16 protein-coding genes and 1 tRNA gene are annotated in these 23,810 nt (G+C 51.8%); 7 read left to right on the plus strand and 10 right to left on the minus strand.

Going from position 1 to position 23,810, the window contains the following annotated elements:
• The first annotated feature begins 130 nt into the window (after positions 1-130).
• A complete protein-coding gene (locus VB741_RS17315) occupies positions 131-1,519 on the plus strand; it encodes a GGDEF domain-containing protein (protein ID WP_323366441.1) in 1,389 nt (462 codons plus the stop codon).
• A gap of 31 nt (positions 1,520-1,550) precedes the next feature.
• Here VB741_RS17315 and tpiA read toward each other — a convergent pair whose 3' ends face one another.
• Together tpiA and VB741_RS17325 are read right to left on the minus strand one after the other, a co-directional pair.
• Positions 1,551-2,276: a triose-phosphate isomerase gene (gene tpiA / locus VB741_RS17320; protein WP_323366442.1), complete on the minus strand. Its 726-nt coding sequence runs from the start codon at positions 2,274-2,276 to the stop codon at positions 1,551-1,553.
• A gap of 150 nt (positions 2,277-2,426) precedes the next feature.
• A complete protein-coding gene (locus VB741_RS17325; RefSeq protein WP_323366443.1) occupies positions 2,427-4,583 on the minus strand; it encodes a polyribonucleotide nucleotidyltransferase in 2,157 nt (718 codons plus the stop codon).
• Between the two features lie 489 nt (positions 4,584-5,072).
• Between VB741_RS17325 and VB741_RS17330 the strand changes: the two genes are divergently transcribed.
• On the plus strand, positions 5,073-6,065 hold the full coding sequence (locus tag VB741_RS17330; RefSeq protein ID WP_442786384.1) for an NAD-dependent epimerase: 993 nt from the start codon (positions 5,073-5,075) through the stop codon (positions 6,063-6,065).
• Here the strand turns inward: VB741_RS17330 and VB741_RS17335 are convergent.
• Positions 6,062-7,006, minus strand: coding sequence for a DUF4349 domain-containing protein (locus VB741_RS17335; RefSeq protein WP_323366445.1), 945 nt, complete (start codon positions 7,004-7,006; stop codon positions 6,062-6,064). The genes VB741_RS17330 and VB741_RS17335 overlap by 4 nt on opposite strands.
• A 287-nt stretch (positions 7,007-7,293) precedes the next feature.
• Positions 7,294-7,376: transfer RNA gene (locus tag VB741_RS17340), tRNA-Leu, on the minus strand.
• A gap of 214 nt (positions 7,377-7,590) precedes the next feature.
• Here VB741_RS17340 and dnaK point away from each other — a divergent pair.
• Both dnaK and VB741_RS17350 read left to right on the plus strand, forming a co-directional pair.
• Positions 7,591-10,743: a molecular chaperone DnaK gene (gene dnaK, locus VB741_RS17345; RefSeq protein ID WP_323366446.1), complete on the plus strand. Its 3,153-nt coding sequence runs from the start codon at positions 7,591-7,593 to the stop codon at positions 10,741-10,743.
• A gap of 15 nt (positions 10,744-10,758) precedes the next feature.
• Positions 10,759-11,658 carry a DnaJ C-terminal domain-containing protein gene (locus tag VB741_RS17350; RefSeq protein WP_323366447.1) on the plus strand — a complete coding sequence of 300 codons (900 nt, stop codon included), beginning with the start codon at positions 10,759-10,761 and terminating at the stop codon, positions 11,656-11,658.
• Between the two features lie 49 nt (positions 11,659-11,707).
• Here the strand turns inward: VB741_RS17350 and VB741_RS17355 are convergent, their stop codons facing one another.
• Positions 11,708-12,292 (minus strand): thioredoxin family protein, encoded by a 585-nt coding sequence (locus VB741_RS17355; protein ID WP_323366448.1) that lies wholly within the window; start codon positions 12,290-12,292, stop codon positions 11,708-11,710.
• Between the two features lie 415 nt (positions 12,293-12,707).
• Here VB741_RS17355 and VB741_RS17360 point away from each other — a divergent pair, with 415 nt between their 5' ends.
• The gene (locus VB741_RS17360; protein ID WP_323366449.1) at positions 12,708-14,108 is read left to right on the plus strand and encodes an AMIN domain-containing protein; all 1,401 of its coding nucleotides are present in this window, start codon (positions 12,708-12,710) and stop codon (positions 14,106-14,108) included.
• A gap of 34 nt (positions 14,109-14,142) precedes the next feature.
• On the opposite strand, the gene VB741_RS17365 is transcribed toward VB741_RS17360, so the two are convergent.
• From VB741_RS17365 to purE, 3 genes are all read right to left on the minus strand, one after another.
• Complete coding sequence (locus VB741_RS17365; protein WP_323366450.1) at positions 14,143-16,179, minus strand: DICT sensory domain-containing protein; 2,037 nt, start codon at positions 16,177-16,179, stop codon at positions 14,143-14,145.
• Positions 16,180-16,574: 395 nt separating this feature from the next.
• Entirely contained in the window at positions 16,575-18,026 is a 1,452-nt protein-coding gene (locus tag VB741_RS17370; RefSeq protein ID WP_323366451.1) for an ammonium transporter, read from the minus strand.
• A gap of 435 nt (positions 18,027-18,461) precedes the next feature.
• A complete protein-coding gene (gene purE, locus VB741_RS17375; protein ID WP_323366452.1) occupies positions 18,462-19,034 on the minus strand; it encodes a 5-(carboxyamino)imidazole ribonucleotide mutase in 573 nt (190 codons plus the stop codon).
• 106 nt (positions 19,035-19,140) lie between these two features.
• Here purE and nagA point away from each other — a divergent pair, with 106 nt between their 5' ends.
• Both nagA and bchM read left to right on the plus strand, forming a co-directional pair.
• Positions 19,141-20,298 carry an N-acetylglucosamine-6-phosphate deacetylase gene (gene nagA, locus VB741_RS17380; protein ID WP_323366453.1) on the plus strand — a complete coding sequence of 386 codons (1,158 nt, stop codon included), beginning with the start codon at positions 19,141-19,143 and terminating at the stop codon, positions 20,296-20,298.
• A 154-nt stretch (positions 20,299-20,452) separates the two neighbouring features.
• Entirely contained in the window at positions 20,453-21,148 is a 696-nt protein-coding gene (bchM, locus tag VB741_RS17385) for a magnesium protoporphyrin IX methyltransferase (protein WP_323366454.1), read from the plus strand.
• An 18-nt stretch (positions 21,149-21,166) separates the two neighbouring features.
• Here the strand turns inward: bchM and VB741_RS17390 are convergent, their stop codons facing one another.
• Positions 21,167-22,948, minus strand: coding sequence for a CHASE2 domain-containing protein (locus VB741_RS17390; protein WP_323366455.1), 1,782 nt, complete (start codon positions 22,946-22,948; stop codon positions 21,167-21,169).
• A 53-nt stretch (positions 22,949-23,001) separates the two neighbouring features.
• The gene (locus VB741_RS17395; RefSeq protein ID WP_323366456.1) at positions 23,002-23,643 is read right to left on the minus strand and encodes a DUF928 domain-containing protein; all 642 of its coding nucleotides are present in this window, start codon (positions 23,641-23,643) and stop codon (positions 23,002-23,004) included.
• Positions 23,644-23,810 lie beyond the last annotated feature (167 nt).

The raw sequence follows: 23,810 nt of genomic DNA on the forward strand, positions 1-23,810 counted from the left end.
TTGCTCAAATGTATTGGATCAGCCCTGGGGATGTTATTGGCACCTCCTGCGAATACATGACGCATCAAGGCCAGTAAGAGTTGACGAGTGTTGTCGCTGCTTGGACTTCTTTGGTTCCTGGGCATTCTTTATGTACTACAACACATCTTTGAATCACAAATTTACCCAGCTACTATTTTCTAGCTTAGAGCCCTCTGGGCTTGTCGCTCAGACCGAGGCTCAGCCTGCTTCTCCCATTCAAGAAAAATTGAGTCAAATTTTTGTACCCTCCCTTAGGATGGCGGATTGTCCCAACTCTGATCACAATCTGGACAATGTTCAGCAGTTGCAGCAGCTGTTACAGCAGCAAATTCGCTTACGGGAAACCATTCAGCGGATTCGGCGAGTGTTAGATGCCCACCATATCCATCGGGTTGCTGTGCAGGAACTGCTGGACTTTTTTAAGGCGGATTGGGTGTTTGTCCTGGGCAACGGTCCTAGTTTGCGTCAATGGGGTGATGCGTCTTTACATCCCATGGTGATGGATTCCTCGGCCGCGTTGAAGACATACCTGGAACTAGAGACGGCGGTTGTAGAGCAGGGCCAATCATGCCCAATTGCGGTGGATGGGCAAACGCTGGAGCAGGTACCCATGTGCCAAGATTGGTTGAGCCAATATCCGGGTGCTTGGCTATTGGTGCCCATCTATTTGATGCATGTCCATCAAATAGATGGGCACCATTTGATGGATGCTCCGCTCATGGATGTTCACCAGCGGCAGGGGGGCAATGGAGGTGAGCCCTGGGGACTGGTAGTCATCGGCCGGAAAGATCCAGCTAGTCGGTGGTCCTTAATGCAGCAGGACCAGGCGCAGATATTGGTGGATGAAGTTGCCATCGCCCTTGATCACAGTCTGCGCCATGAAAAACTCAAACAGGAAAAGCAAGAACTCCAAGCCCTGGCACTGACCGATAGCCTCACGGGGCTAGCCAATCGTCGCCAGTTTGATCGCTATTTAGCTGCCGAATGGCAACGCCTAGCGCGGGAGCAGCAGCCCCTTACTCTAATCCTTTGTGATATCGATTATTTCAAACGGTATAACGATTCCTATGGTCACCCCACAGGGGATATTTGCCTAGCCCAGGTCAGTGATGTGCTCAGGCAATGCACTCGTCGGCCAGCGGACTTGATTGCCCGCTACGGCGGCGAAGAATTTGCCGTGGTTTTGCCCAATACCCATACGGAAGGTGGGCACCAGGTGGCCCTGGCGATTCAGCAGCAGCTGGCGAAGGCCGCCCTGCCCCATGACACCTCCGATGTGAGTGGCACCGTTACCCTGACCATGGGTATTGCCACGGTGGTCCCCCAGCCCCAGCTCAATTCCCAGGATCTAATACAGGCAGCGGATTTAGCGCTTTATCATGCTAAACAGCAAGGTCGCGATCGCATCTACGTCCACGCCCATTACTGCGTGCGTGAGGATGCCCCAAAGGACAGCACCCCGCCCAAATCACTCCAGCCCAGCCTGCTCGATTCTTAACAGCCGCCTGTCGGAACTTACTGGTAGTGGCTTACTGGTAGTTAACAAGGCGGGCAAAGTCATCGGCTTCTAGGCTTGCACCACCTACCAGGGCCCCATCAATTTCAGGCTGAGCCATGATTTCATCCATATTAGTCGGCTTAACGGAGCCACCATACTGGATCGGCACGTTTTTATTCGCCAACTGAGAACGAATTAACCAACACACCCGGTTAGCTTCCTCCGAAGCACAGGTATCCCCAGTGCCAATCGCCCAGATCGGCTCGTAGGCAATAATTAATTTACTTTGGTCGACACCGACTAAACCCCGCTTGATCTGATTGACCACATGGGTTTCCGTTTCCCCCGCATCCCGCTGCTGCTTGGTTTCTCCAACACAGAGAATCGGGGTGAGGCCTTCGGCTTGGGCGGCTTTTAGCCGCAAGTTTACGGTTTCATCCGTATCCCCAAAATACTCCCGTCGTTCACTATGGCCGACGATGACATAGCGCACACCAATCTCTGTCAGCATTTCTCCAGAGATTTCCCCGGTGTAGGCACCAGATGACTCCCAATGGACATTCTGCGCCCCAACCATCACCCGTGATCCATGGAGGGTTTTAGATAGTGAAGCTAGGCATGTAAAGGGAGAACATAGAATAATTTCTCGATGCTCAGGGGTGGCCTCCAGCTGAGGCAAAAACCCAGTTAAAAACTCCAAGCTGTCTGCCTGGGTTTTATGCATCTTCCAATTACCAGCGATAACAATTCTTCGCACGGATGTTTCATTTCGCTCGCGACAGTGCATCCAGCATCCTACCGAGAAACCTTAACCCAGTGCAAATAGAGTCAGCAAAAAAATAGACGCTGCAGCCATCTGCAGCGTCTACCAAACTCAAGTCAAATCAGCAATTTACCTTTATTTCGTCTACTCAGGGGGGAGGCCTGCCGCTTCTCGCGCCTTGGCCGCTTCATCCGGGTGAATGTTGAGACGAGTCAGATTGACCCGGCCTCGACCATCGATCTCCCGAATTTTAATCAACACTTCCTCGCCCAGGTTGACTTCATCCTCAACTTTGTTGACGCGGTAGTCGGCCAACTGCGAGATGTGGATCATCCCTTCTTTGCCAGGGCGGTACTCCACAAACGCCCCGATGGGAATAATCCGGGTGACCTTACCCACATACACATCCCCAGCGGAGGGTTTGAACGTGATGGCCTCGATCAGGGCTTGGGCCCGTTCAGCCGCTGCTCCGTCAATGGACGAAACAGTGATCGTACCGTCGTCGGCAATATCTACCTTGGCACCCGTTTCCTCGGTAATGCTCTTGATTTGCTTACCACCAGGGCCAATCACCATGCCGATCATCTCGGGATTGATCTTGAAGGTGAGTAATCTAGGGGCATAGGGAGACAGCTCTGCCCTCGGCGAGTTGATCGCCTCCATCATTTTGGAAAGGATATGTAGCCTGGCGGGCCTAGCCTGATTGATGGCTTCGGCGATGGTTTCCATGGGCAGGCCGGTGATTTTCATATCCATCTGCAGGGCTGTAATGCCACTGTCAGTACCGGCAACCTTAAAGTCCATATCTCCAAGGAAGTCTTCAATCCCTTGGATGTCGGTGAGAATCCGGACTTCGTCACCTTCCTTGATCAAGCCCATGGCTGCGCCGCTCACGGGTTTACTCAGGGGGACCCCCGCATCCATCAGGGACAGGGTGGAGCCACAGACTGAACCCATGGATGTGGACCCATTGGAGGACAGCACCTCGGACACAACCCGGATGACATAGGGAAAGTCAGCCATGGAGGGCAACACAGGCAGCAGAGCGCGCTCTGCTAAGGCTCCATGGCCCACTTCCCTACGCCCTGGTGAACGCATGGGGCGAGTTTCTCCGACCGAGTAGGGAGGGAAATTGTAGTGGTGCAAATAGCGCTTTTCATCGTCTGGATGCAGATCGTCCGTCATTTGCGCATCGCCTGGGGTACCCAGGGTAACCACAGACATCACTTGAGTCAAACCCCGATTGAACAGACCTGTGCCATGGACACGGTTCGGTAACACTTGGGTGCGACAGCTAATGGGTCTGACTTGGTCGAGCTTGCGACCATCTACCCGCACACCCTCTTCCAGGATTTGGGCGCGCATCAGCTTTTTGGTCAAAGACTTATAGGCATTGCCAAAGGCTTTGCTATCTTCAGCCACGGCGATGCTAATGGGGTCGTCTTCAGCCAGCTCAGCGATCTGGACGCCAATTTCAGCTTTGAGAGCATCGAGTTTTTCATCTCGTTCGGGCTTAGCCAGTTCAAACTGCTGCAAAACAGCTTTGATGCCATCGGTCGCTTTATCGGCCAAAAAGTCAGCCAGGGTAGGATCTTCTTCTGGCAGGGGCAGGATCACAGGCTCAATTCCCAGCTCAGCCATCAGATCTTTCTGGGCTTGGATAATGTCCCGGACGACTTCATAACCAAAGTCAATGGCTTCAATAATGTCTTGCTCAGGCAGCTGGTTAGCCCCCGCTTCAATCATGATCACACCGTCGGGAGACCCGGCGACGATCAAATCCAAATCCCCATCTTCAATTTCTTTATAGGTAGGGTTGATGATGAAGTCATCGCCGATTAAGCCCACCCGTACTGCTGCCATGGGACCGTAAAATGGGATCTTAGCTAGCAGGGTGGCAATGGAAGCCCCCGTGGCGGCTAGGACATCCGGCGGGACATCATGATCCATGGAGAGGGTGGTGGCGACGATTTGAATATCGTTCCGCATCCAGGCTGGGAAGAGGGGACGCATCGGTCGGTCGATCAGTCGGCTCACTAAGGTCGCCCGTTCGGGGGGACGTCCTTCTCGGCGTAAAAATCCACCCGGAATACGACCAGCTGCGTAGAGTCGCTCTTCGTAATCCACTAGCAATGGCAGAAAATCGATGCCAGCGCGTGGGGTAGATTGGGTGGCAGTCACTAATACAGCGGTTTCTCCAGATTCAATTAGGACTGCACCGCCTGCCTGGGGTGCCAAAAGACCCACTTTAAGTCGAATATCCCGCCCATCAAAGGATATTAACTTGTCAATTTCTTGCATTTGTAACTACGTCCTTCTTACTTCTTTCACATTTGTTCTTTGGCAATCCTAGCACTGATGTAGAACAGTTGTTTCCTCTTCAAAAAAAGATGCGGTTGGGGGGATGGAGATACTTTTAAATGAAGGGGATGATGCCTTTCTATCAGGGCTTATGGCGAGGCTGACTGGGGCTATAAAAGCCTTGTAATCGGCCTAGCACTGGTCTACGTGGCCTAGTGAAACCATATGCTTGATCAGGATAAAAATTATGCAAAAAATTAGAAACTATTTTGTTTTCCGAAATCGCTTTTATCAGGACGAGTTCTAAATCTTTAGAAAAGTTTCTGAAGTTATCCTGCCTTGAGTCTCAGACTTGAGGCTGATATTTTGGCACCTCTCTTACCTATTCATGCTGGGGGATTTTGCCTGTAGTTGAAATTCGGTTCATATTTGCTATGGTCAGGGGAAAGATACCCTTATATGGGTACGTTTGAGGCACTTGAGTCGTATATGAATGTCTTGGTAACAGGTGTAGCTGGGTTTATTGGTTATTTTGTGGCGCAGCGGCTGTTGGCTGATGGGGATGTTGTATGGGGCATTGATAACCTCAATGACTATTATGATGTGTCCCTTAAGCAGGGTCGGCTGGAGCAACTGTTGCCCCACCCTGGGTTTTCGTTTTTATCCTTGGACTTGGCCGATCGGGACCAGATGGATGCCCTATTTCAAGAGCAATCGTTTGATCGGGTGATTCATCTGGCTGCTCAAGCGGGTGTGCGCTATTCTCTCAAAAATCCCTATGCCTATGCGGATAGTAACTTAGCCGGGTTTATTCACATTTTGGAAGGATGCCGCCACAGTGGGGTGCAGCATTTGGTCTATGCATCTTCCAGTTCTGTCTATGGGGCCAACCGCCAGGTGCCTTTTGCCACCACTGATAATGTGGATCATCCGGTGTCGCTCTATGCGGCGACGAAAAAGGCCAATGAGTTAATGGCTCATTCCTATAGTCACTTATATGATTTGCCCACGACGGGGCTGCGATTTTTTACGGTCTATGGTCCTTGGGGTCGACCGGATATGGCCTACTTTAAGTTTGTGGATGCGATCGCAAACGACCGACCGATCCAGGTCTACAACCACGGCAAAATGCAGCGCGACTTCACCTACATTGACGACGTCGTCGAAGGGGTGGTGCGGGCCATGCGGCATTTACCCAACCCCCTGCAGGATGAAAACTTTAATACCGCTGCCCCCTACAAGCTCTATAACATCGGCAACCATAGCCCCGTAGAGCTGATGCGCTTTATCGAAATTATCGAACAGGCCATGGGTAAAACGGCCATCAAAGAAATGCTGCCCATGCAGCCGGGGGATGTGACGGCAACCTATGCAGACGTTGCCGACCTGACCGCTGATGTGGGCTTTGCCCCCAGCACTCCCCTAGAAGTGGGCATCGAATGTTTTGTTGCCTGGTACAAGGACTATTACAAACTGGCCTAAGCGCTGGGCCTGCGCCGCAGGCTGCGATAACCCAGGACACCGGCAATGGCCACGATCAACAAGTAAGGACTGTAGGCCAGCAACCACACCCCGAGCTGCATTAATCCCACCGTCAGATCCCCCACCGACTGAGTGGCTTCACCCCATGTGGCACCAATGGTTTCACCTAGGGGCCGCCCCATAGGCTGGGAGGCGACAGCGGCCGCCAGGGTTAAATCGATCGTGGAGTAACGCACTTGGGTTTGCAGATTTTGCACACGAGCATCAATTTGCTCGATCTGTTCTCGCACTTGCCCTAGCTCCCGTGAAACCTCCAATACATGGGAAATTTCCCCGGAGCGTTCCATAATTTTCAGCAACGACTCCTCCGACTTCCGCAGGTTCCGCAGCCGCGCTTGGGCATCAACAATTTGGGTGGATACATCTTCGGCACTCAGGCCCTGCTGCTGCACCGTGCCCAGTTCCCCCAGGGCGGCAAGCAGGGGATCTAAATTTGCCTGGGGCACTCGAATCCGCAGGTAGGCGGTGCGCTGTATGGTTTCAATCTGATTGTCTTGCAGATCCAAAATATCCCCCTGTTGAGCCCGAATAAGTTGTGAGGCACTCTTGAGGCTGTCATCAATGGAATCGACCACCAGGTTAAGTTGAGCCTGCTTAATTAATTGCGGTTGACCAGCAGTCACAGCTGGGGTGTTGGGAGGTTCTACCGGACTGCTAATGTTTGCGGAGCTGCCGTCTGCTTCTGCAACACCCTCTGGCTCCGCAGCAGGAGCTGCGTCCTGACTGACTAAAATATTGGCCGATCCGGCTACTTCCGTCGACTCCGCAGGAGCCGCGACTTTAGCACTGATATCATCGCTGAACTCGTTAGCGGCAGCACAGCTAGCCAAACTAGCCAATGCCATAAGGACTACTAGACCGGATCTGATGGACTTTGCCATGGTTTCACTTGCTCTTTCATGGGGTTCTTGGCCCCAGTATGGACAAGGGCTTGAGCCGGCTGCGCTGGGTTACAGAATTTGCAACCAACCCCAGTCGACCAGTTTTTATATAGCTTTGGTCACATTGGTTAGGACAATTCATATTCCTTGAAGGCGTTAAGCTGCACCACCAATGCGACGCGCAAACGTCCTAATGCATTAGGACGTTTGCTATAAATGGTTGCAGCTGGAAAAAACTCAGAAAAACTGAAAACCCCCGGCTTCTATTCCAGAAACCGGGGGTTTAATGCGGATGAAAGGACTTGAACCTTCACGTCACGAAGACACTAGAACCTAAACCTAGCGCGTCTACCAATTCCGCCACATCCGCTTGCGAATTCCATACTATCAGAGAATTCGAACAAGTTATAGACGGTTCTCTGGAATAGACAAGCCTGTCCTAACCAGACCATTATGATGATGTGTACATGTGGTTAAGCCGCAACACAATAGTGGCTTAGACTACTTAGTAGCTACTATATATGTGATTAATTGTGTAGATGGCGATTATTGCCTCTACAGGCGCAGTGGGAGAAACCTAGCGGATGGGAAAGGTCGTCGGTATTGACCTCGGTACTACCAACTCAGTTGTCTCAGTCATCGAAGGTGGCAAACCGGTGGTCATTGCCAATATGGAGGGGATGCGCACCACCCCTTCTGTGGTGGCATTTAGCAAAGAGGGAGAGCGCTTGGTGGGTCAGATGGCCCGTCGGCAGGCCGTGCTTAATCCCCAAAACACCTTTTATAACGTCAAACGTTATCTGGGGCGTAAATATACGGAACTCAGCTCCGACTCCAAGCGTGTGCCCTATACCGTGCGCAAAGACGAGGAGGGAAATATTAAAATCCGTTGCCCTCGGTTGGATCGGGACTTTGCCCCGGAAGAAATTTCAGCCATGGTGCTGCGGAAACTGGCAGAAGAGGCCAGTCGCTATATGGGGCAGCCGGTTACCGGGGCGGTGATCACGGTACCTGCTTACTTTAACGATGCTCAACGCCAGGCGACCCGAGATGCTGGACGCATCGCTGGCCTAGAGGTGAAGCGGATTATCAATGAGCCGACGGCGGCGGCCTTAGCCTATGGTTTGGAGCATCAGTTTAACCAAACGATTCTGGTGTTTGATCTAGGCGGTGGCACCTTTGATGTGTCTATCTTGGATGTGCGCAACGGGGTGTTTGAGGTTAAGTCCACCAGTGGGGATACCCAGCTGGGTGGGGTGAACTTTGACAAAAAAATCGTTGACTGGTTGGCCGATGAATTTTTGGAAACGGAAGGGGTGGATCTGCGCCGGGATAGACAGGCCCTACAGCGACTGACGGAAGCTGCTGAGAAGGCCAAGGTAGAGCTTTCTGGTTTGCCTACGGTGGAGATCAACCTGCCGTTTATTACGGCTACCGCCGATGGCCCCAAGCACATTGAGAAAAAGCTATCGCGATCGCAATTTGAAACCCTCTGTGCCGATCTAATTGGTCGTCTGAGGTCACCGTTACAACAGGCTATGAATGACGCTCGCCTATCCCCCTCCCAAATTGATGAGGTGGTGCTGGTGGGCGGCTCTAGTCGTATGCCCATGGTGCAGCAGCTGGTGCGGTCCATGCTGAGTAAAGAACCTAGCCAGAATGTAAACCCCGACGAGGCAGTGGGGGTAGGGGCAGCGATCCAGGCTGGCATCCTGACCGATGAAGTCAAGGACATTATGCTGCTGGATGTCACTCCCCTCTCCCTTGGTTTGGAGACCATCGGCGGTGTAATGAAAAAGGTGATTCCCCGCAACACCACCATTCCAGTACGACGCTCCGATGTGTTTTCCACCTCTGAAAATAATCAGACCATTGTTGAGGTTCATGTCCTCCAGGGTGAGCGAGAAATGGGGGTGGATAACAAATCCCTCGGCCGGTTTAAGCTGATGGGCATTCCCCCCGCTCCGCGCGGTATTCCCCAGGTGCAGGTGTCCTTTGACATCGATGCCAACGGTATTTTGCAGGTTTCGGCCATGGATAAAACCACGGGCCGCGAGCAGAGCATTACGGTGCAAGAAGCCTCGAACCTCTCTGAGGACGATGTGCAGGCTATGCTGCGGGAAGCAGAGGAATTTGCCGATGTGGATCGGGGACAGCGGGAGCGGATTGAAAAGCGGAACCGGTCTGAAACGCTTACCTTTCAGGCGGAGCGTGCCATGCGGAGCGTTTCTATTGACTTTGGGCTGCAATTTGCGCGCGATCGCAAACGCCGTATTGACAACCTGATTCAAGACTTGCGCGATGCCCTCAAGCGCGAAGATGAGCGCATGATCGACATGATTCAATCCGAGCTGCAGGATGAACTATACGAACTAAATCGCGAAGCCTACCTATACGACGCCGATAACGACTCAGGCAATATCTTTACCCAGATCGGCGACACCATCAAAAAAGCCTTTGAAGATGACGACGATTATAGTCGTCGTGACTACGGCTGGAATGGCCAACAACAAAGCCAGTGGGATAGCCCCAGTTGGTCTGCTGGCCGCCGGGATAACCGCAGCGGCTGGGATGATTGGGACGATAGCTGGAACCGTCCACCAGCAGGCGCTGGCGGTGCTGGTGGCGCTGGGAATCAGCGATACGATGCCCAACGCGGTGGCTATGGCAGTGGCTCTGATGGTGGTGGCTATGGTCAGAATCAAGGCCGTGGCTACGATGCCCCGAGGGACAATTACGGCCAGAACGCCTATGGTCAAAAAGCTGACTACGATCAATCGTGGAGTGAACCCAGTCGCAATGGTCAAGATCGTAGCAGTCAAGATAGTTACGACCAAGGTAGCTATGGCCAAAGTGGATATGGTCAAGGCCAAGGCCAAGATAGCTATGGCCAAAGTGGATACGGCCAAAGTGAATATGGCCAAAGTGAATATGGCCAAGGTCAAGGCCGTTACAACCCAGACAATCGTCAAAGTAATCGGCCAAACGAGAGGCAAGCCTATGGCAATCAGCCCTATGGTCAGGGTGATTACAAGGCATCAGGCAGTGAACCAGATTGGGATCAGGGTCGTACCCAAAATCCTGATCGCCCTGTGTTCCCTCGCAATCAAGACCGACAGTCTGGTGGTTGGCAGTCGGCCCCCAGGGACCCTGTAGGAGGCGCTGGTACTCCACCGTCGCAAAAACCAGATAATTGGCAGTCTCCCCCTCCGTCCGATCAGGCCTACGGGGACCGTCCTCCATCCCGTGCTCCGGGTCGTGACCCTGGGCAGCGGAACTACTCTCAAGATGCCTACCCTCAGAATCAACCGGCGGGCTATGGTCAAGGTGCTAATGCTCCCCGCCAATCTTATGAGTCTGAGCGTTATCAGCAAGGCCAATACCCGCGAGACCAGTACCCGCAAGATAACTATCGGCAGGAGACACCAGCTGAGAATTCAGCCTGGGGGGGTGGTCCTGACCCAGGTCGGTATGCTCCGCCCAATGCCGGATACCCCTCTTCACCCACCGCCAATCCCTATCCAGCTAGCGTGCCTCCTGGAGATACTAGCGGCAATCGTTGGACCGCCAATGCCTCCACCGCCAATGTCTCTGTGGATGACGATCCCTGGGCAGATCAACCCAGTGAAGCGGCTAAAGCTCCACCCCAGGGAGACTCGGCAAATCCTGGCCGCACCCCTAACGATCCACCGCGTTATAACGATGACGATTGGGGCGACCAGGACGAGCGCTGGTAAGTCGCAGATCTAGCTATGCAAAATTTTCGAGACTACTATGAGATTCTCGGTATCGCTCAGACTGCTGACGCCCCTGCCATCAAACAGGCCTATCGTAGACTTGCTCGACAGTTTCATCCCGATCTAAATCCTGGTGATCAGGAGGCAGAGGAGCGCTTTAAGGCTCTAAATGAAGCCTATGAAATGCTGTCGGATAGCGATCGCAAGGTCCAGTACGATGACTATCGCCGCTACTGGCTGCAGCAAAAGTCTGAGGCGGACTATCGCGATTTAGAAGACTTCAACCACTTTGTGGATCAGTTACTCAATCGCCAGGGGGTGCCTAAGCCACCACCCACTTCTCCCCAACCGCCCAAACCCTTCAAAAAACAACCTATCAACCAAAACCAGAATCACCCCCAGCGTCGTGATGCGGAGGCTTCGCTGCAGGTACCCCTAGAGCGAGCGTTTCAGGGGGGAGCTGAGCGGGTCCGCCTGGAAGATGGACGGGCACTGGAAGTCGAGATGCCCCCTGGCATGGTGACGGGGCAGCGGATTCGGCTGAAGGGTCAGGGTATCAACGGTGGCGATCTTTATCTCAATATTGTTGTGGAGCCCCATCGCTTTTTACAGGTTCAGGGGCGGGATGTGGTGTGTTATTTGCCCATTACCCCCAGTGAAGCGGTGCTAGGGGGGGCGGTCACAGTCCCCACCTTGGATGGTCCCGTACAAATGACGATTCCAGCTGGAATTCAGTCGGGCCGCAAGTTACGGTTGGCTGGTAAAGGCTATGGCCGCATTACCGAAGAACGCGGCGATCAAATTGTTGAAATCGAGATTGCTGTGCCGAAACTCCTCAGCGATCAGGAGTCTGAACTGTATGAAAAACTTCGCGCCATTGAATCCTTTAACCCCAGGGCCCATTTGATGGTTTGACCTGATGGTTGATGGTTTAACTCCACGGCCGTTAACCTAATGGCCGTACCTAAGGACCGAAATAATTCGGAGCCTGACCTGGAACCCACTTGATGTTGCAACCAATACTGGGGACCTGGGGCATGGTCATGGGCTGACCAGCCAAAACGGCGTCAATGGCGGCCCGTAGGTCTTTGCCAGTGACCGGTTTACCATTGCCAGGGCGGCTGTCATCCAGCTGTCCTCGGTAGGCCAGGGTCAGGTGTGCATCAAAGAGGAAGAAATCGGGGGTACAGGCGGCGGTGTAGGCTTTTGCGATCGCTTGGGTTTCGTCATAGCCATAGGGAAACTCAAACCCTTGGGTTTTGGCCTGGGTTCGCATGTGTTCGGGCGCGTCCTGGGGATGGGTGGCAATGCTGTTAGAGCTAATGGCCAGGATGCCTAAACCGTGAGCTAGATAGTCCTGGCCGATTTTGGCGAGTTCCTGCTCCACATGCTTCACAAAGGGACAGTGCACACAAATAAACATGATTAGCAGTGCCTTACGGTCTGCGAATGTCTCGAGGGTAACCGTGTCACCCGAAACCACATCCGTTAATACAAATGCTGGGGCCTGGGTGCCAAGGGCCAGCATTGTGGACTCAACCATCACCATGGCAAATACCTCGCTTTAGATCCATTGTGGGGGCTAACCACCAAATGACATGGCGGTCATCACTAGGGCAGAGAGTAATAAACCAGGGCTCAATAGTAAAACAAGGGTTAGCAGCTCATGCATTTCCATGGGGTTGGTTTTCCTTTAGTGGGGATGGGGGGAAGTCGGTAGCCTTAAATTAGTTACTCAGACGTTAGTTGTTTGGACCTAATGGCTGATAACTAACGTCCAACTTCCACCCATCATGGCTGATGGATCGACAATGGGTGGGGAATTTTTATCAAAAATACGGGTCATTCTTGACAAATTGTCTTATGCTTTAACCTCTAATCATGTCGTTTCATAGCTGCGGGTCAGGCCTATGGAGTTCAGTCGCTTTTTTTGTCAGGGTTTTGGGGGCAGTCTGGCTACCCTCATGCTAGCTGTTTCACCAGCTTGGGCAGAGGAGCTGAATAACTGGGCCTTTGATGCGGCCACGAGTGAGCTGACCTTTTCTTTGTCGGATGAGGTGTTTCCCCAGTTCTTTTTGCTATCGGAGCCTCCTCGTCTGGTGCTCGATATCCCAGGTACGGAAGTCGGAACGATTGAGCCAGAGCAAATTTACAATGGTGCGGTACAAACGATTCGGGTGGCCCAATATACTCCAGACCAGGTGAGGGTGGTGATTGAGTTGAGCCCGGATATCGTGTTATCCCCTGACCAGGCCGATATTCAGTTTGATGACCGCGATGGTATGCGACATTGGCGTTTTCGGCCTCTGATTGCTGAGGGTGACACGGCGGTGGCAGTTTCCTCCACGACACCTACAACAGAACCGAGTTCTAGCCAGGGATTGAGTCTGTCGGCTGCTAATTTACAGCCATCTGGACAACAGCCCACTACAGCATTGCCCATTGACCCCTATGATCCTGATGCTTCTGGTGCGGTGGTTTCTGTGCCGCCTCTAGAGGACTTAGCGGTTGATGGGTCTGGGGGAACGACTGCGATCGCAACTGCGGTGGTTTCTGTGCCGCCTCTAGAGGACTTAGCGGTTGATGGGGCTGGGGGAACGACTGCGATCGCAACGGCTCCAGATCTCCCTCCCATGACTGTGCCAGAATTGGAGCAACCCGAGGCCGAGCAACCTGCATTCGACCAACCTGAGACACCAGCAGTGGCTACAGTTCTAGACAATAATCGGACTAGTTTGCCAGATATTAGTGCCAGAGTAGAACCGGAGACATCTGATGTCACAGAACTACCCAACCCTTCAGGACCCGAGAATGCGTTGCCAGATATTGCAGTGCCAGATATTGCTGTTTTGGAGGTGACTGAGCCTGGAGACGGGCTTGAAGAGATTGCCCCTGAAGAGATTGTTCCTGGAGAGGTTGCTCCTGCAGAGATTACCCCTGTAGAGATTGTCCCTGCAGAGATTGCCTCTGAAGAGATTCCACCTGTTACAGCCGTGGAGGTTGTCCCGGCTCTTGAGGAGATCCCAGTTGTTGCCGCTGTGTCTGCAGACTCTGGGAATCCCACAGATATCTCTACGGTGGCCGAATCTGTGCCTGTAGCCGAATCTGTGCCTGTGGCCGCACTTGCTGCGTCTGAACAGTCTGTACCTGAGCAGCCGGTGCCTGAGCAGCTAGTACCTGAACAACCTGTCATAACTGGGTTAGCTCCAGTTGAACTCTCCTTGGTGGAGACTCCAGTGGCTGAGGATAACTCGGAGCGAACCTTTGAGACTATTCAACAGCCTGCAGCTCGGCGCACAATTACGCAAACCCAACAACCTGAACCCTTGACGTTTGGTCAACCACTACCCAGTGCGACTAATTAACGACTAATGAACCTAGATGAGTGATCTAGATTAGCTAATTCTTCAGAGTTTGCTTAGCCCGTCTTGATTTTGGCCCTGGATGATTTTTGGTCCTGCGATTAGATTGTTGCACCGCAATGGGCAGGGTAAAGTGGATCTGTGTTCCTTGGGCTTTACCTTCGGACATGGCCCAAATTTTGCCCCCTTGGGCTTCGACAATTTGACGACAAATGGCCAGTCCTAGACCCGTGCCACCTACGGAACGGCGGAGTGCACCTTCTTCTTGATAAAACCGTTCGAAGACGGTTTCGAGACGTTCCGGTTCAATTCCCCGTCCACTATCGTTGACGGAAACTTCCACCTGAGCATTGTCCTTAACCCTTGCCTGGATGGAGATGGTGCCGTTGGGTTCGGTAAATTTACAGGCGTTATCTAGCAGTTTTGTCAGGACCTCCACGATCCATTCCCCATCTCCTCGAATTAATGGCAATGCGTCCGCGATATCGATCGTGATGTTGGAGCAATTACGCTTAGAACGACGACTACTGAGGGCAAGGGCGACACATTCCTGCAGGGATAGGGACTCTAAATTCCACTCAATGCGACCACTTTCTAAGCGTGAAAGGGTGAGAAAGTCCTGTACCAGTTTTTGCATGCGGTCAGAATCTTCCATGGCGGTTTGTAACATCACCTGTCGCATGTCTTCTGGCATGTCTGGCTCTGTCAATAGGCTTTCTAAGCAAACTCGAATGGTCGAGAGGGGGGTGCGTAACTCATGCCCCGTGATGGCGATGAGGTTGCTGCGAGTTTGCTCTAGGGCTGCCAGTTGCTGATTCAAGTTTTCTAAATTGGCATAGGATTCAGCTTGTATGACGGCCACGCTCAGTTGGGCGGCCACGGCTTCCACTAGGCTAATGTCGTGCCGACTCCAGGCATGGGGGGGCGAAGTGCCCTGGGGGGCTGATGATTTACATTGATGTAGCTCAATCATTCCCAGCAGGCGTTCCTGGTAAATCAGGGGGACGAGCAAGCAGCCGCTGATGTCCCATTGGTCAAAGAGTGCCTGCACAGCGGAGGTATCGCCGATGGGGTCAGCTTGTTCTCCTGTGTCAGGGTCACAAAGGTATATGACAGATTGCCGCTGGTTGTTAACGGATTGAAATAGGGGATTATCCGACAGGGGCCAGGACTTGCCTTTGAGGGATGGCACGTTAGGCTGGCGAAATTCGTACTGAATTTCAACACTGGTGGCGTGGCTACTGCGATAAATAATGCAGCGACAGGGGGCGATTTCCTGGCCAAGTTCATGGGTTGCGATCGCAAACACCTCGGTCGGATTTAACGACTGGCGAATAGCCGCCGTAATCGAGTTGATCAGCCGCTCACGATTTTCTTGAGCAGCCATGGCTTTGTAGGCTTTGAGCAGCTTATATTGGCTGGCTTGCACATAGGTCACTAGCCGCTGAGCAAACGGATAGGACTCCGTAATTTCTGCGCGACTAGATATCCCTTGGCGTACAGCATCGGGCAAAAAATCAGCCTGGGCCTGGGTAACTTTATCCTTCAGATCTGGCCGGTATTGAGCAATCCGCTGCAACAAAATATAGGCCGCCTGTTCGCACACATGACGGTCCAACGTCCAAATACCTTCAAAGCGGCGACTCTGGTCTAGAGCGGGAGTCCCCGTTAAAACCTTTGGTTTGAGAGTGCTTGGGCTATGCTCGCGGCAGATCAAACAGGCGGTGTAATCTTGTCCTAAAACCACCAGATGCCATTCATCTACTAGGGCATCTTTGGGGTCAAAGGGAACCGTTTCGTGGCTAGCTGCCCCATCCGCAAACCTAGTATCAGCCGCTGCCAGCACATAAAGTTGGGACGTAATATCAGCTAGACGCAGATAGCGATGGGCCTCTTGCCGATAAAATCGCTCCTGCTGAAAACTGGCAATCATCAGGGGGCAGTCGTTTCCTGCCAATACCTGATCCTCCATCGCATGGGATAGGGCCGTCAGCGATGTTTTGAAATACATTTGTGGTCTTAGTGGTGGTAAGACCGCAAGTAACTGATCAAGAACTGAAGCGGGATTGCCCATTCACCCTACTGATATGCCCTACTGATTGTGGGATTGATGTTAGAACCATCTAACCAACTGCTCCTAACCTTATCAGTGCCTATCGGAGCTGCAGGGGAATTGTAACTAAGCTTAGGGGAAAGCAATGAGTAGTTCATGGTAGAGAGGGTGACGGCCTTCACTTTCCTGTGGTTAAAGTGAAGGCCATACAGCAAAGGTGGGTGACTTCCAAACAGAAATCACCCACCTTTGAAGCCCATAGGCTTAGGGAATAGTCTTGATTAATCCCTAAGGATTTGAAGCCCATAGGCTTAGGGAATAGTCTTGATTAATCCCTAAGGATTTGAAGCCCATAGGCTTAGGGAATAGTCTTGATTAATCCCTAAGGACCTAAAGCATTAAAGTAACTTAGTGACCTAAGCAACTCCACCCATATCGCTAGTGTCCTTGAGGAAACCACTATAAGCTTCCATGCCGTGCTCACCAATATCCAAGCCCTTGAGCTCTTCTTCGGCAGAAACCCGGAGACCAGAAGCAGACTTGAGGATTGTCCAAACGATGGCACTGAACACGACAGTGAACAGACCGACAGCGACAATACCAATGATTTGGGAAATCAGCTGGCCAATGCCGCCACCGTAGAACAGACCTGTTTCAGTATTAAACAGACCAACGGCTAAGGTTCCCCAAATACCATTGACTAAGTGTACGGAAATCGCACCCACGGGGTCATCAATCTTGATGCTGTCAAAGAAGCCCACGGCGAAGACCACCAGTACACCAGCTACCAGACCAATAATGACGGCACCCAAGAAACCAACGCCAGCACAGCCAGCGGTGACGCCCACCAGACCAGCCAAGATACCGTTGATAATCATGGACAGGTCAGGCTTACCGCTCATGATCCAGGCGGTTAAGGTTGCCGATACACCCCCAGCGGCTGCCGCTAGGTTAGTGGTCACTGCAATATAAGGCACAGCCGCATCAGCCGCTAGCTGAGAACCAGGGTTGAACCCAAACCAGCCAATCCACAGAATAAGACAGCCCAAGGTGGCAATACTCATATTGTGGCCAGGAATAGCATTGATTTGGCCGTCTTGGTATTTGCCGATCCGGGGGCCTAGAATAGCGGCACCACAGAGGGCAGCCCAGCCACCGACGGAGTGGACGACCGTGGACCCAGCAAAGTCAGAGAAACCAAGGCCGCCTAACCAACCAACACTGGTCCACACCCAGTGACCAGTAATAGGGTAAGCAATCGCCGTTAGCAAGATGCTAAAGATGATGAAGTCAGTAAACTTGATGCGCTCTGCAACTGCACCAGAGACAATAGTCGCTGCTGTACCCGCAAAGGCTGCCTGGAATAGGAAGAAGACAGGCATGGTTAAGTTACCAAACTCAGGTCCATCGGTAGAATAGCCGGACAAAAAGAAGTTGCCCAGACCGATAAACGGAGTTGCTTCATTGAACATGAGACCAAAGCCAATGGCCCAGAAGGCCAAAGTGGCTAGGGCAAATACGATTAAATTCTTGGAAAGGATGTTAACCGCATTCTTCTGGCGGCAGAAGCCGGTTTCTAACATGCCAAAACCAGCATTCATGAAAATAACCAGGATGGCGGCAATCAGCACCCATACGTTATCCAACGCGAATTGCACATTCTCAGGGGTGAGGGCCTCATCCTGGGCATGGGCGGCTGTATTCCAAGTTGCAACAATAACCAGTGCCAGGGGAATACACGCTAACCAAGCCCAAGAAAAGTTTCTGCCAAAAAAGCGCTTGACCATTTGATCAAATGGGGGCGCATAGGTATCCCAGACAGACGACTTACGTCGCTTAACCTTACGGTCGAAATTTAAACTAGACATCTCAACAGACGTTCCTACAACACAATCCAATCAACTAAAACTCACTTTCCTAGACCTAAGCCTAAGGAATGGAGTTTTGGTGTGAGGGACCTTGACAGCTCAAGATACTAAATGACCGGCTATAGGTTCTGGATGAGTGATATGACAATGTCAGATAGTGGGAATACTTAAGTACATACTAAGAATTTCACCAGCGAACTAACTTAGGGTCGCACCACACGGATAAACCATTGGCCTACGTGCACGGATGCATTGTGCATATCTATTAGATAGATTCCACCAATTTCGGCCAAGTCATTCTGTATCGAAGAGCACACTTAATTCGTGTGAATGGGATATTAGGCGTTTGAGGCCTGGAGATTTCTGTTTTTTTTTCAAAAGTTAATATTTTGAAGCGAGCGGAAACACTGAAAGTCAGAGGTTTTTTAATGGAAACTAAAGATTTTGATGGGGTTTCGTTTGTCGAGTCGAGTCGTCGCTTTGGGATGGAAACATTGTTTTTAGGTAAGGATGGGGGCCAAGGGTGTCCAGCTGGTCTTGTTTTTGCAGCACGCTTTCTTCGAGGGCGTGGCGATAGGCTTGGATCTGTTGCAGCAGGTTGGGATCCGACGTAGCTAGGATCTGGGCGGCTAGCAGTCCAGCATTTTTTGCATTGCCAATGGCCACGGTGGCAACAGGGATGCCACCAGGCATTTGGACGATTGAATAAAGGGAGTCTATGCCCTGTAGGCTACGGCTTTGAACCGGCACACCGATGACGGGTAGCGGGGTGAGGGCGGCGACCATGCCAGGGAGATGGGCAGCTCCGCCGGCTCCGGCAATAATCACCTTTAGTCCACGCTCAATGGCGGTTTGGGCATAGTTTGCCATGCGATTAGGGGTGCGGTGAGCTGAGATAATGGCAACTTCATGGGGAATGCCAAAGTCTTCGCAAACGATAATGGCGGCTTCCATGGTGGGTAGGTCAGAATCGCTGCCCATGATGATGCCAACAAGGGGAGAGGTCATAGCTGTGCATGGTAAAACGGCATCCCTGGCGTGATCAGGGTGGATATTGTTAGCGTACCGGGTTCCTATGGGATGATTTGTACAAATATTTGAACGTAAAGGCTCCATGGCAATTTTGCTTAATGTACGACTACCTCATATGCCAGGGCTTCACTGCCTAGAGGTGGTGCGCAATCAGCTGCGGTCTATATTGCCCATGGCTAAGGTAGCTGCTAATGCGGTACAGGCATTTGACTTAAACGGAGACTGGGTATCTCTTGGGGGGGTAGACCTGCAAATTAATGGAGCCTTGGGGCTGGCATTTCCGGATTTGAGTGACCCGGTAGAGCTGCAAAAAACTGCCAGTTTTCTTTGGGAACAGGGGATCGATGCGTTTACCCCAACGTTGGTGACGGCAGACCCTGAGCAGATCCAACGCAGTTTGGCTGTGATCCAGGCCTATGGGGCCAAAGGGTTCAATGATCAGCCCCATCATGCCACCGTGCTGGGGGCTCATTTGGAGGGGCCATTTCTGAATCCGATGAAGGGTGGAGCACACCCCCAGGAATATGTGCAGCCCCTGTCGCTGGATCGAGTCCAGGCGCTACTGGGTTCCTATGGGGATGCGGTCAAAATCGTCACCCTAGCGCCAGAAATGGAGGTCGCTGCTGAGGTGATTCCGTGGTTGCGATCGCACAATATCATCGTCAGTCTTGGGCATTCCCTCGCTAACGTCACCGAGGCCCAGCACGCGTTTGCCCAAGGGGCTACCATGGTGACCCATGCATTTAATGCCATGCCAGGGTTGCACCATCGGCAACCAGGTCTGTTGGGGGCTGCCCTCACCCATTCCCAAGTATTTGTTGGACTGATTGCCGACGGACAGCATGTGTGTCCTACCATGCTAGACCTGCTTTTACGCATTAACCGGGGTCGGTTCCAGGACGGCACCAGCGGTGGTCTTTTCCTCGTCAGCGATGCCCTCGCCCCCTTAGGTTTACCCGACGGCACCTACCCCTGGGACAGCCGTGAGATTGAGGTGGTCAAAGGCACCGCTCGTCTGCAGGATGGGACGCTGTCAGGCACCACATTCCCCCTGCTTGAGGGGGCTAAAAATTTGGTCAACTGGGGTCTGTGCACCGTGGATGAGGCCATTATGTTGGCCACAGACGTGCCTCGACAGGCGGTGGGTTTGCCTAGGCTGGCTCTCGGGCAGACGGCTAATCTGGTTCGTTGGCATGTCCAGGGCAGTAGTTTGAGCTGGCAGAGACTCCAAGCGGACTGAATAATGGCTGATCCTGTTGAATTATGGGGATCTATGCCTATGACCGATGCCCCATGGTCTGGTCGATTACTTCCTAGGGGCTAGGTCTTAAGGGGGCAAAACGTAATAGGATCTGACGGTAGAGAAATCCTATTGACGATTGCTGGCTGAACCTATGACGAGTGCAACTGACGATAAGACCATCGTTCGTGACTATTTCAACGCCCAAGGGTTTGATCGTTGGAGCCGCATCTATGGAGATGGCCAGGTGAATAAGGTGCAGCGCGATATTCGAGAAGGGCATCAGCAAACTGTCGATCATGTGCTCTATTGGTTTAAGCAAGATGGTAATGCTGCGGGTTTGACCGTTTGTGATGCGGGCTGTGGCGTTGGTAGTTTGAGTATTCCCCTTGCTGCCATGGGGGCCAAGGTCTCGGCCAGTGATATTTCTGAAAAGATGGTCGAGGAAGCTAGTTATCGTGCTAAGGAGCTCTTGCCGTCTGATGCTGTTCTGACCTTCGACGCTCAGGATTTAGAGACCCTGGATGGCCGTTATCACACGGTGATTTGCTTGGATGTGCTGATTCACTATCCCCAGGAGAAAGCTGGAGACATGATTGCCCATCTGAGTTCTTTAGCTGAAAATCGTTTGATTTTAAGCTTCGCACCCAAAAATCCTTTTTATATAATGCTGAAGCGGATTGGTGAGTTTTTCCCTGGTCCCAGTAAGGCGACTCGGGCCTACTTGCACAGTGAATCCGAAATTCGTGAGGCTTTGAAAGCTAACGGTTGGGAAGTCAATCGTCAGGAATTTACAGCGTCACAGTTTTACTTTTCTCGTTTACTGGAGGCTGTGAAGGTTTCAGCCTAACGGCGACTGCCGGAGCAGCTAAAGAATCTTATCCAGGGTATCTAGCTGATGGAGGCGAACTTGATTGCGACCGGATTTTTTGGCTGCGTACAATCCTAAGTCGGCCATTTCGACAAGGGCGCTGGGGGGAATCTCAAGTTTTGGGATCAGGCTAGTAATGCCTAAACTCATGGTGACATGGTCAGCCGTGTCAGAGGTGTCATGGGGTAATGCATAAGTATCGAGCTTGGCTAGAATTGCCTGGGCGATCGCAATCCCTTCCTCTACTGATTTATTCGGTAATAGCAGGACAAATTCTTCACCACCATAGCGAGCAATCAAGGCATCCTTCGATTTCACGGAGGTACGGATAGCTTGGGCTACCCGTTTGAGGCATTCATCTCCCTGGGGATGTCCGTAGGTATCATTATATTTTTTAAAGTGGTCTACATCCCCAATGATCAGCGTTAGCGGATGTTGTGCCTTGAGAGCTTTGAACCACCTTTGCTGTAGACTCTCATCAAAGGTGCGACGATTGGCCAATCCGGTCAGTTTGTCATTGGCGGAGAGCATCTGTAGCTGGTTGATGCGGTGGGCCCCGGCCAAGCCAGACGCCAACCATAACCCCAAAAGCATAGGCACTACTGGAAGCCACAGTCCTGTCCAACTGAGGGTGCCGTAGCTGCCGACCAGCACTAACAGGCTGGCCCCAGGGATAAACGTCAGCCGCTGCATGAACTTAGTGGCTCTTTGGGTGAGATAGCCCCCACCGATGGCAATGCCAAGGATTAACGCACTTTCTAGCCAGGTGGGCCAGGTATGGATTAGGGCTCGACCATCGAGGATGTAACTGATAATTTGGCTAGCGATCTCACCATGGATTTCCACGCCAAATTGGATCGGCACCTCATTTTTCTCGTAACGGCTAGCGGTATAGAAAATATCAGCATCGCTCAAGGCCATGTTGCCAATTAGAACGATGCGATCGCGCATCATTTCAGGTGGAAATTGATTTTCCAGGACCTGCTTTAGAGAAACAACGTCAAATGCTTGTTTGTGTTGACGTAAGTTGAGTAATAGTTGATAACCCCCTGCATCGACATCAACATATCCCCCTGTATGGCGTTCCACTGGCAACAGGGGTGCTTGATTGAGAGTTAATACCGATGAATCAGGCTCAGGCGTAATCGGGATTTTCTCTCCGCCTAAATAGTCTAATGCTAGCCGTAATCCCAAACCTTCCAGGACATCAGGGGAGTTTGTGCTGGGAAATAAAAGCCCTCGTCGGACTCGACCATCGCGATCAACAACAATATCGCTGGCTGCAAGTTGGCCTGCAGTTTTAAGAACGTGATTGCCAGGGATGGCATGGCCGTTCTCATGCTCAATTACTTTTTCAATGCCGATGAGATTTGGCGTTTCCTCAAAAACCTTTTCTAAGTCTTTGGTGCCAGGTTCATTGGGTAAGTTTCGATAAAAATCGAGACCAATGACTCTTGGTTGATGACTGCGCACTGTGCGAATCAAATCAGCCATAGTCTGGTCATTAATAGTTGCCGCGTCCAGGTAGTTATCGATATCCGCATCTGTGATACCAACAATGACTAATCGAGGATCTGAAGGTTCTAATGGTCGCAGAGCCATCATTTTGTCAAAGACCCTGAGTTCTAGCGGTTGTAAACCACCTAAGGACCGTATAGCCAAAATACTGCTAGCAGCAATTACACTAGTGAGAATGACAAAACCTCTAGGGTTCCTGAGGTTTTGCCAGAGTGTGCTCCAGACATCTCTGATTGTGTCTGTTTTGACCAAGGGTACCATCCGTGCATGACTTTATCACAGTGTTCTGGCGAACGGTGGTTGCACTCATTGGTTTAGAGACTGACCACCGCTGATAGGGTTATCTCTGATGGACTTTGCCCTTGCTCCAACAATGTTTGCACCATGGTTTCAGCATCGGTAACCCCCTGACTTCTAGCCATTAGTAGTGCAGTAATAGCGTCATACCAAATGCCTTGGTTGGCGTAGCTACTGGCTTGCTCCAGACTAGGTAAATGATTTACATCCAAGGATTCCCGATTTACACGTTCAACGAAACTACGAGCAGAAATTTCCGCTTCGTGTTCCCCTGGGCAGGAGACAAAAACTGTCCAACGATATTGCTTGTTGGTCGTTAAACTATGGTCCTGAGGGATGGTGGCACTAACGAGGGCGGTTTTTTCTAGGGTAATGGTTTGAGAATAGATGGGGGTGGCCACCTCGGGGTCCGAGACATGGAACGTCATGGAAACTGGTGTTGCGGTGGTGATATGCCATGCCAAGGTGGGATTGGCCTTAGTGGTGAGCAGTCTAGATTGATCGCCCGGTACCATCAGGGCTAACTGAGTGGCGTTGTCACCCCCATGACAGCTAACGACTGTGGTCCCTCGTCGTCCACCTGACAATGTGGAGTTGACGCTGCCGCGATCGCTATCAGGAGTCCAACGAATCCGTTCTCCAGCCTGGGCAGGACTCATCAAGCTGAACCCAAGACAGCTAGCAAGTAGGACAGATGATAAACGATAGTTTTTTTTGGGTAGGGCCATGATGCATTGCAAAGTGAAGAACGTGAACTGCGATATGACAGGATACAAGCGTCTTTTAGGGAGACTTGTGGGAAATGAAGTAGTTTTTCAATGGCACT

This window comes from Leptothoe sp. PORK10 BA2, assembly GCF_034932105.1.
In the GTDB taxonomy this organism is placed as follows: domain Bacteria; phylum Cyanobacteriota; class Cyanobacteriia; order Phormidesmidales; family Phormidesmidaceae; genus Leptothoe.

Coding starts and splice junctions, on each gene's coding strand:
- VB741_RS17315 (WP_323366441.1), top strand. CDS start 131: ATGTACTACAACACATCTTTGAATCACAAATTTACCCAGCTACTATTT.
- VB741_RS17325 (WP_323366443.1), bottom strand. CDS start 4,583: ATGCAAGAAATTGACAAGTTAATATCCTTTGATGGGCGGGATATTCGA.
- VB741_RS17330 (WP_442786384.1), top strand. CDS start 5,073: ATGAATGTCTTGGTAACAGGTGTAGCTGGGTTTATTGGTTATTTTGTG.
- VB741_RS17335 (WP_323366445.1), bottom strand. CDS start 7,006: ATGGCAAAGTCCATCAGATCCGGTCTAGTAGTCCTTATGGCATTGGCT.
- dnaK (WP_323366446.1), top strand. CDS start 7,591: ATGGGAAAGGTCGTCGGTATTGACCTCGGTACTACCAACTCAGTTGTC.
- VB741_RS17350 (WP_323366447.1), top strand. CDS start 10,759: ATGCAAAATTTTCGAGACTACTATGAGATTCTCGGTATCGCTCAGACT.
- VB741_RS17355 (WP_323366448.1), bottom strand. CDS start 12,292: ATGGTGATGGTTGAGTCCACAATGCTGGCCCTTGGCACCCAGGCCCCA.
- VB741_RS17360 (WP_323366449.1), top strand. CDS start 12,708: ATGCTAGCTGTTTCACCAGCTTGGGCAGAGGAGCTGAATAACTGGGCC.
- VB741_RS17365 (WP_323366450.1), bottom strand. CDS start 16,179: ATGGGCAATCCCGCTTCAGTTCTTGATCAGTTACTTGCGGTCTTACCA.
- VB741_RS17370 (WP_323366451.1), bottom strand. CDS start 18,026: ATGTCTAGTTTAAATTTCGACCGTAAGGTTAAGCGACGTAAGTCGTCT.
- purE (WP_323366452.1), bottom strand. CDS start 19,034: ATGACCTCTCCCCTTGTTGGCATCATCATGGGCAGCGATTCTGACCTA.
- nagA (WP_323366453.1), top strand. CDS start 19,141: ATGGCAATTTTGCTTAATGTACGACTACCTCATATGCCAGGGCTTCAC.
- bchM (WP_323366454.1), top strand. CDS start 20,453: ATGACGAGTGCAACTGACGATAAGACCATCGTTCGTGACTATTTCAAC.
- VB741_RS17390 (WP_323366455.1), bottom strand. CDS start 22,948: ATGGTACCCTTGGTCAAAACAGACACAATCAGAGATGTCTGGAGCACA.
- VB741_RS17395 (WP_323366456.1), bottom strand. CDS start 23,643: ATGAGTCCTGCCCAGGCTGGAGAACGGATTCGTTGGACTCCTGATAGC.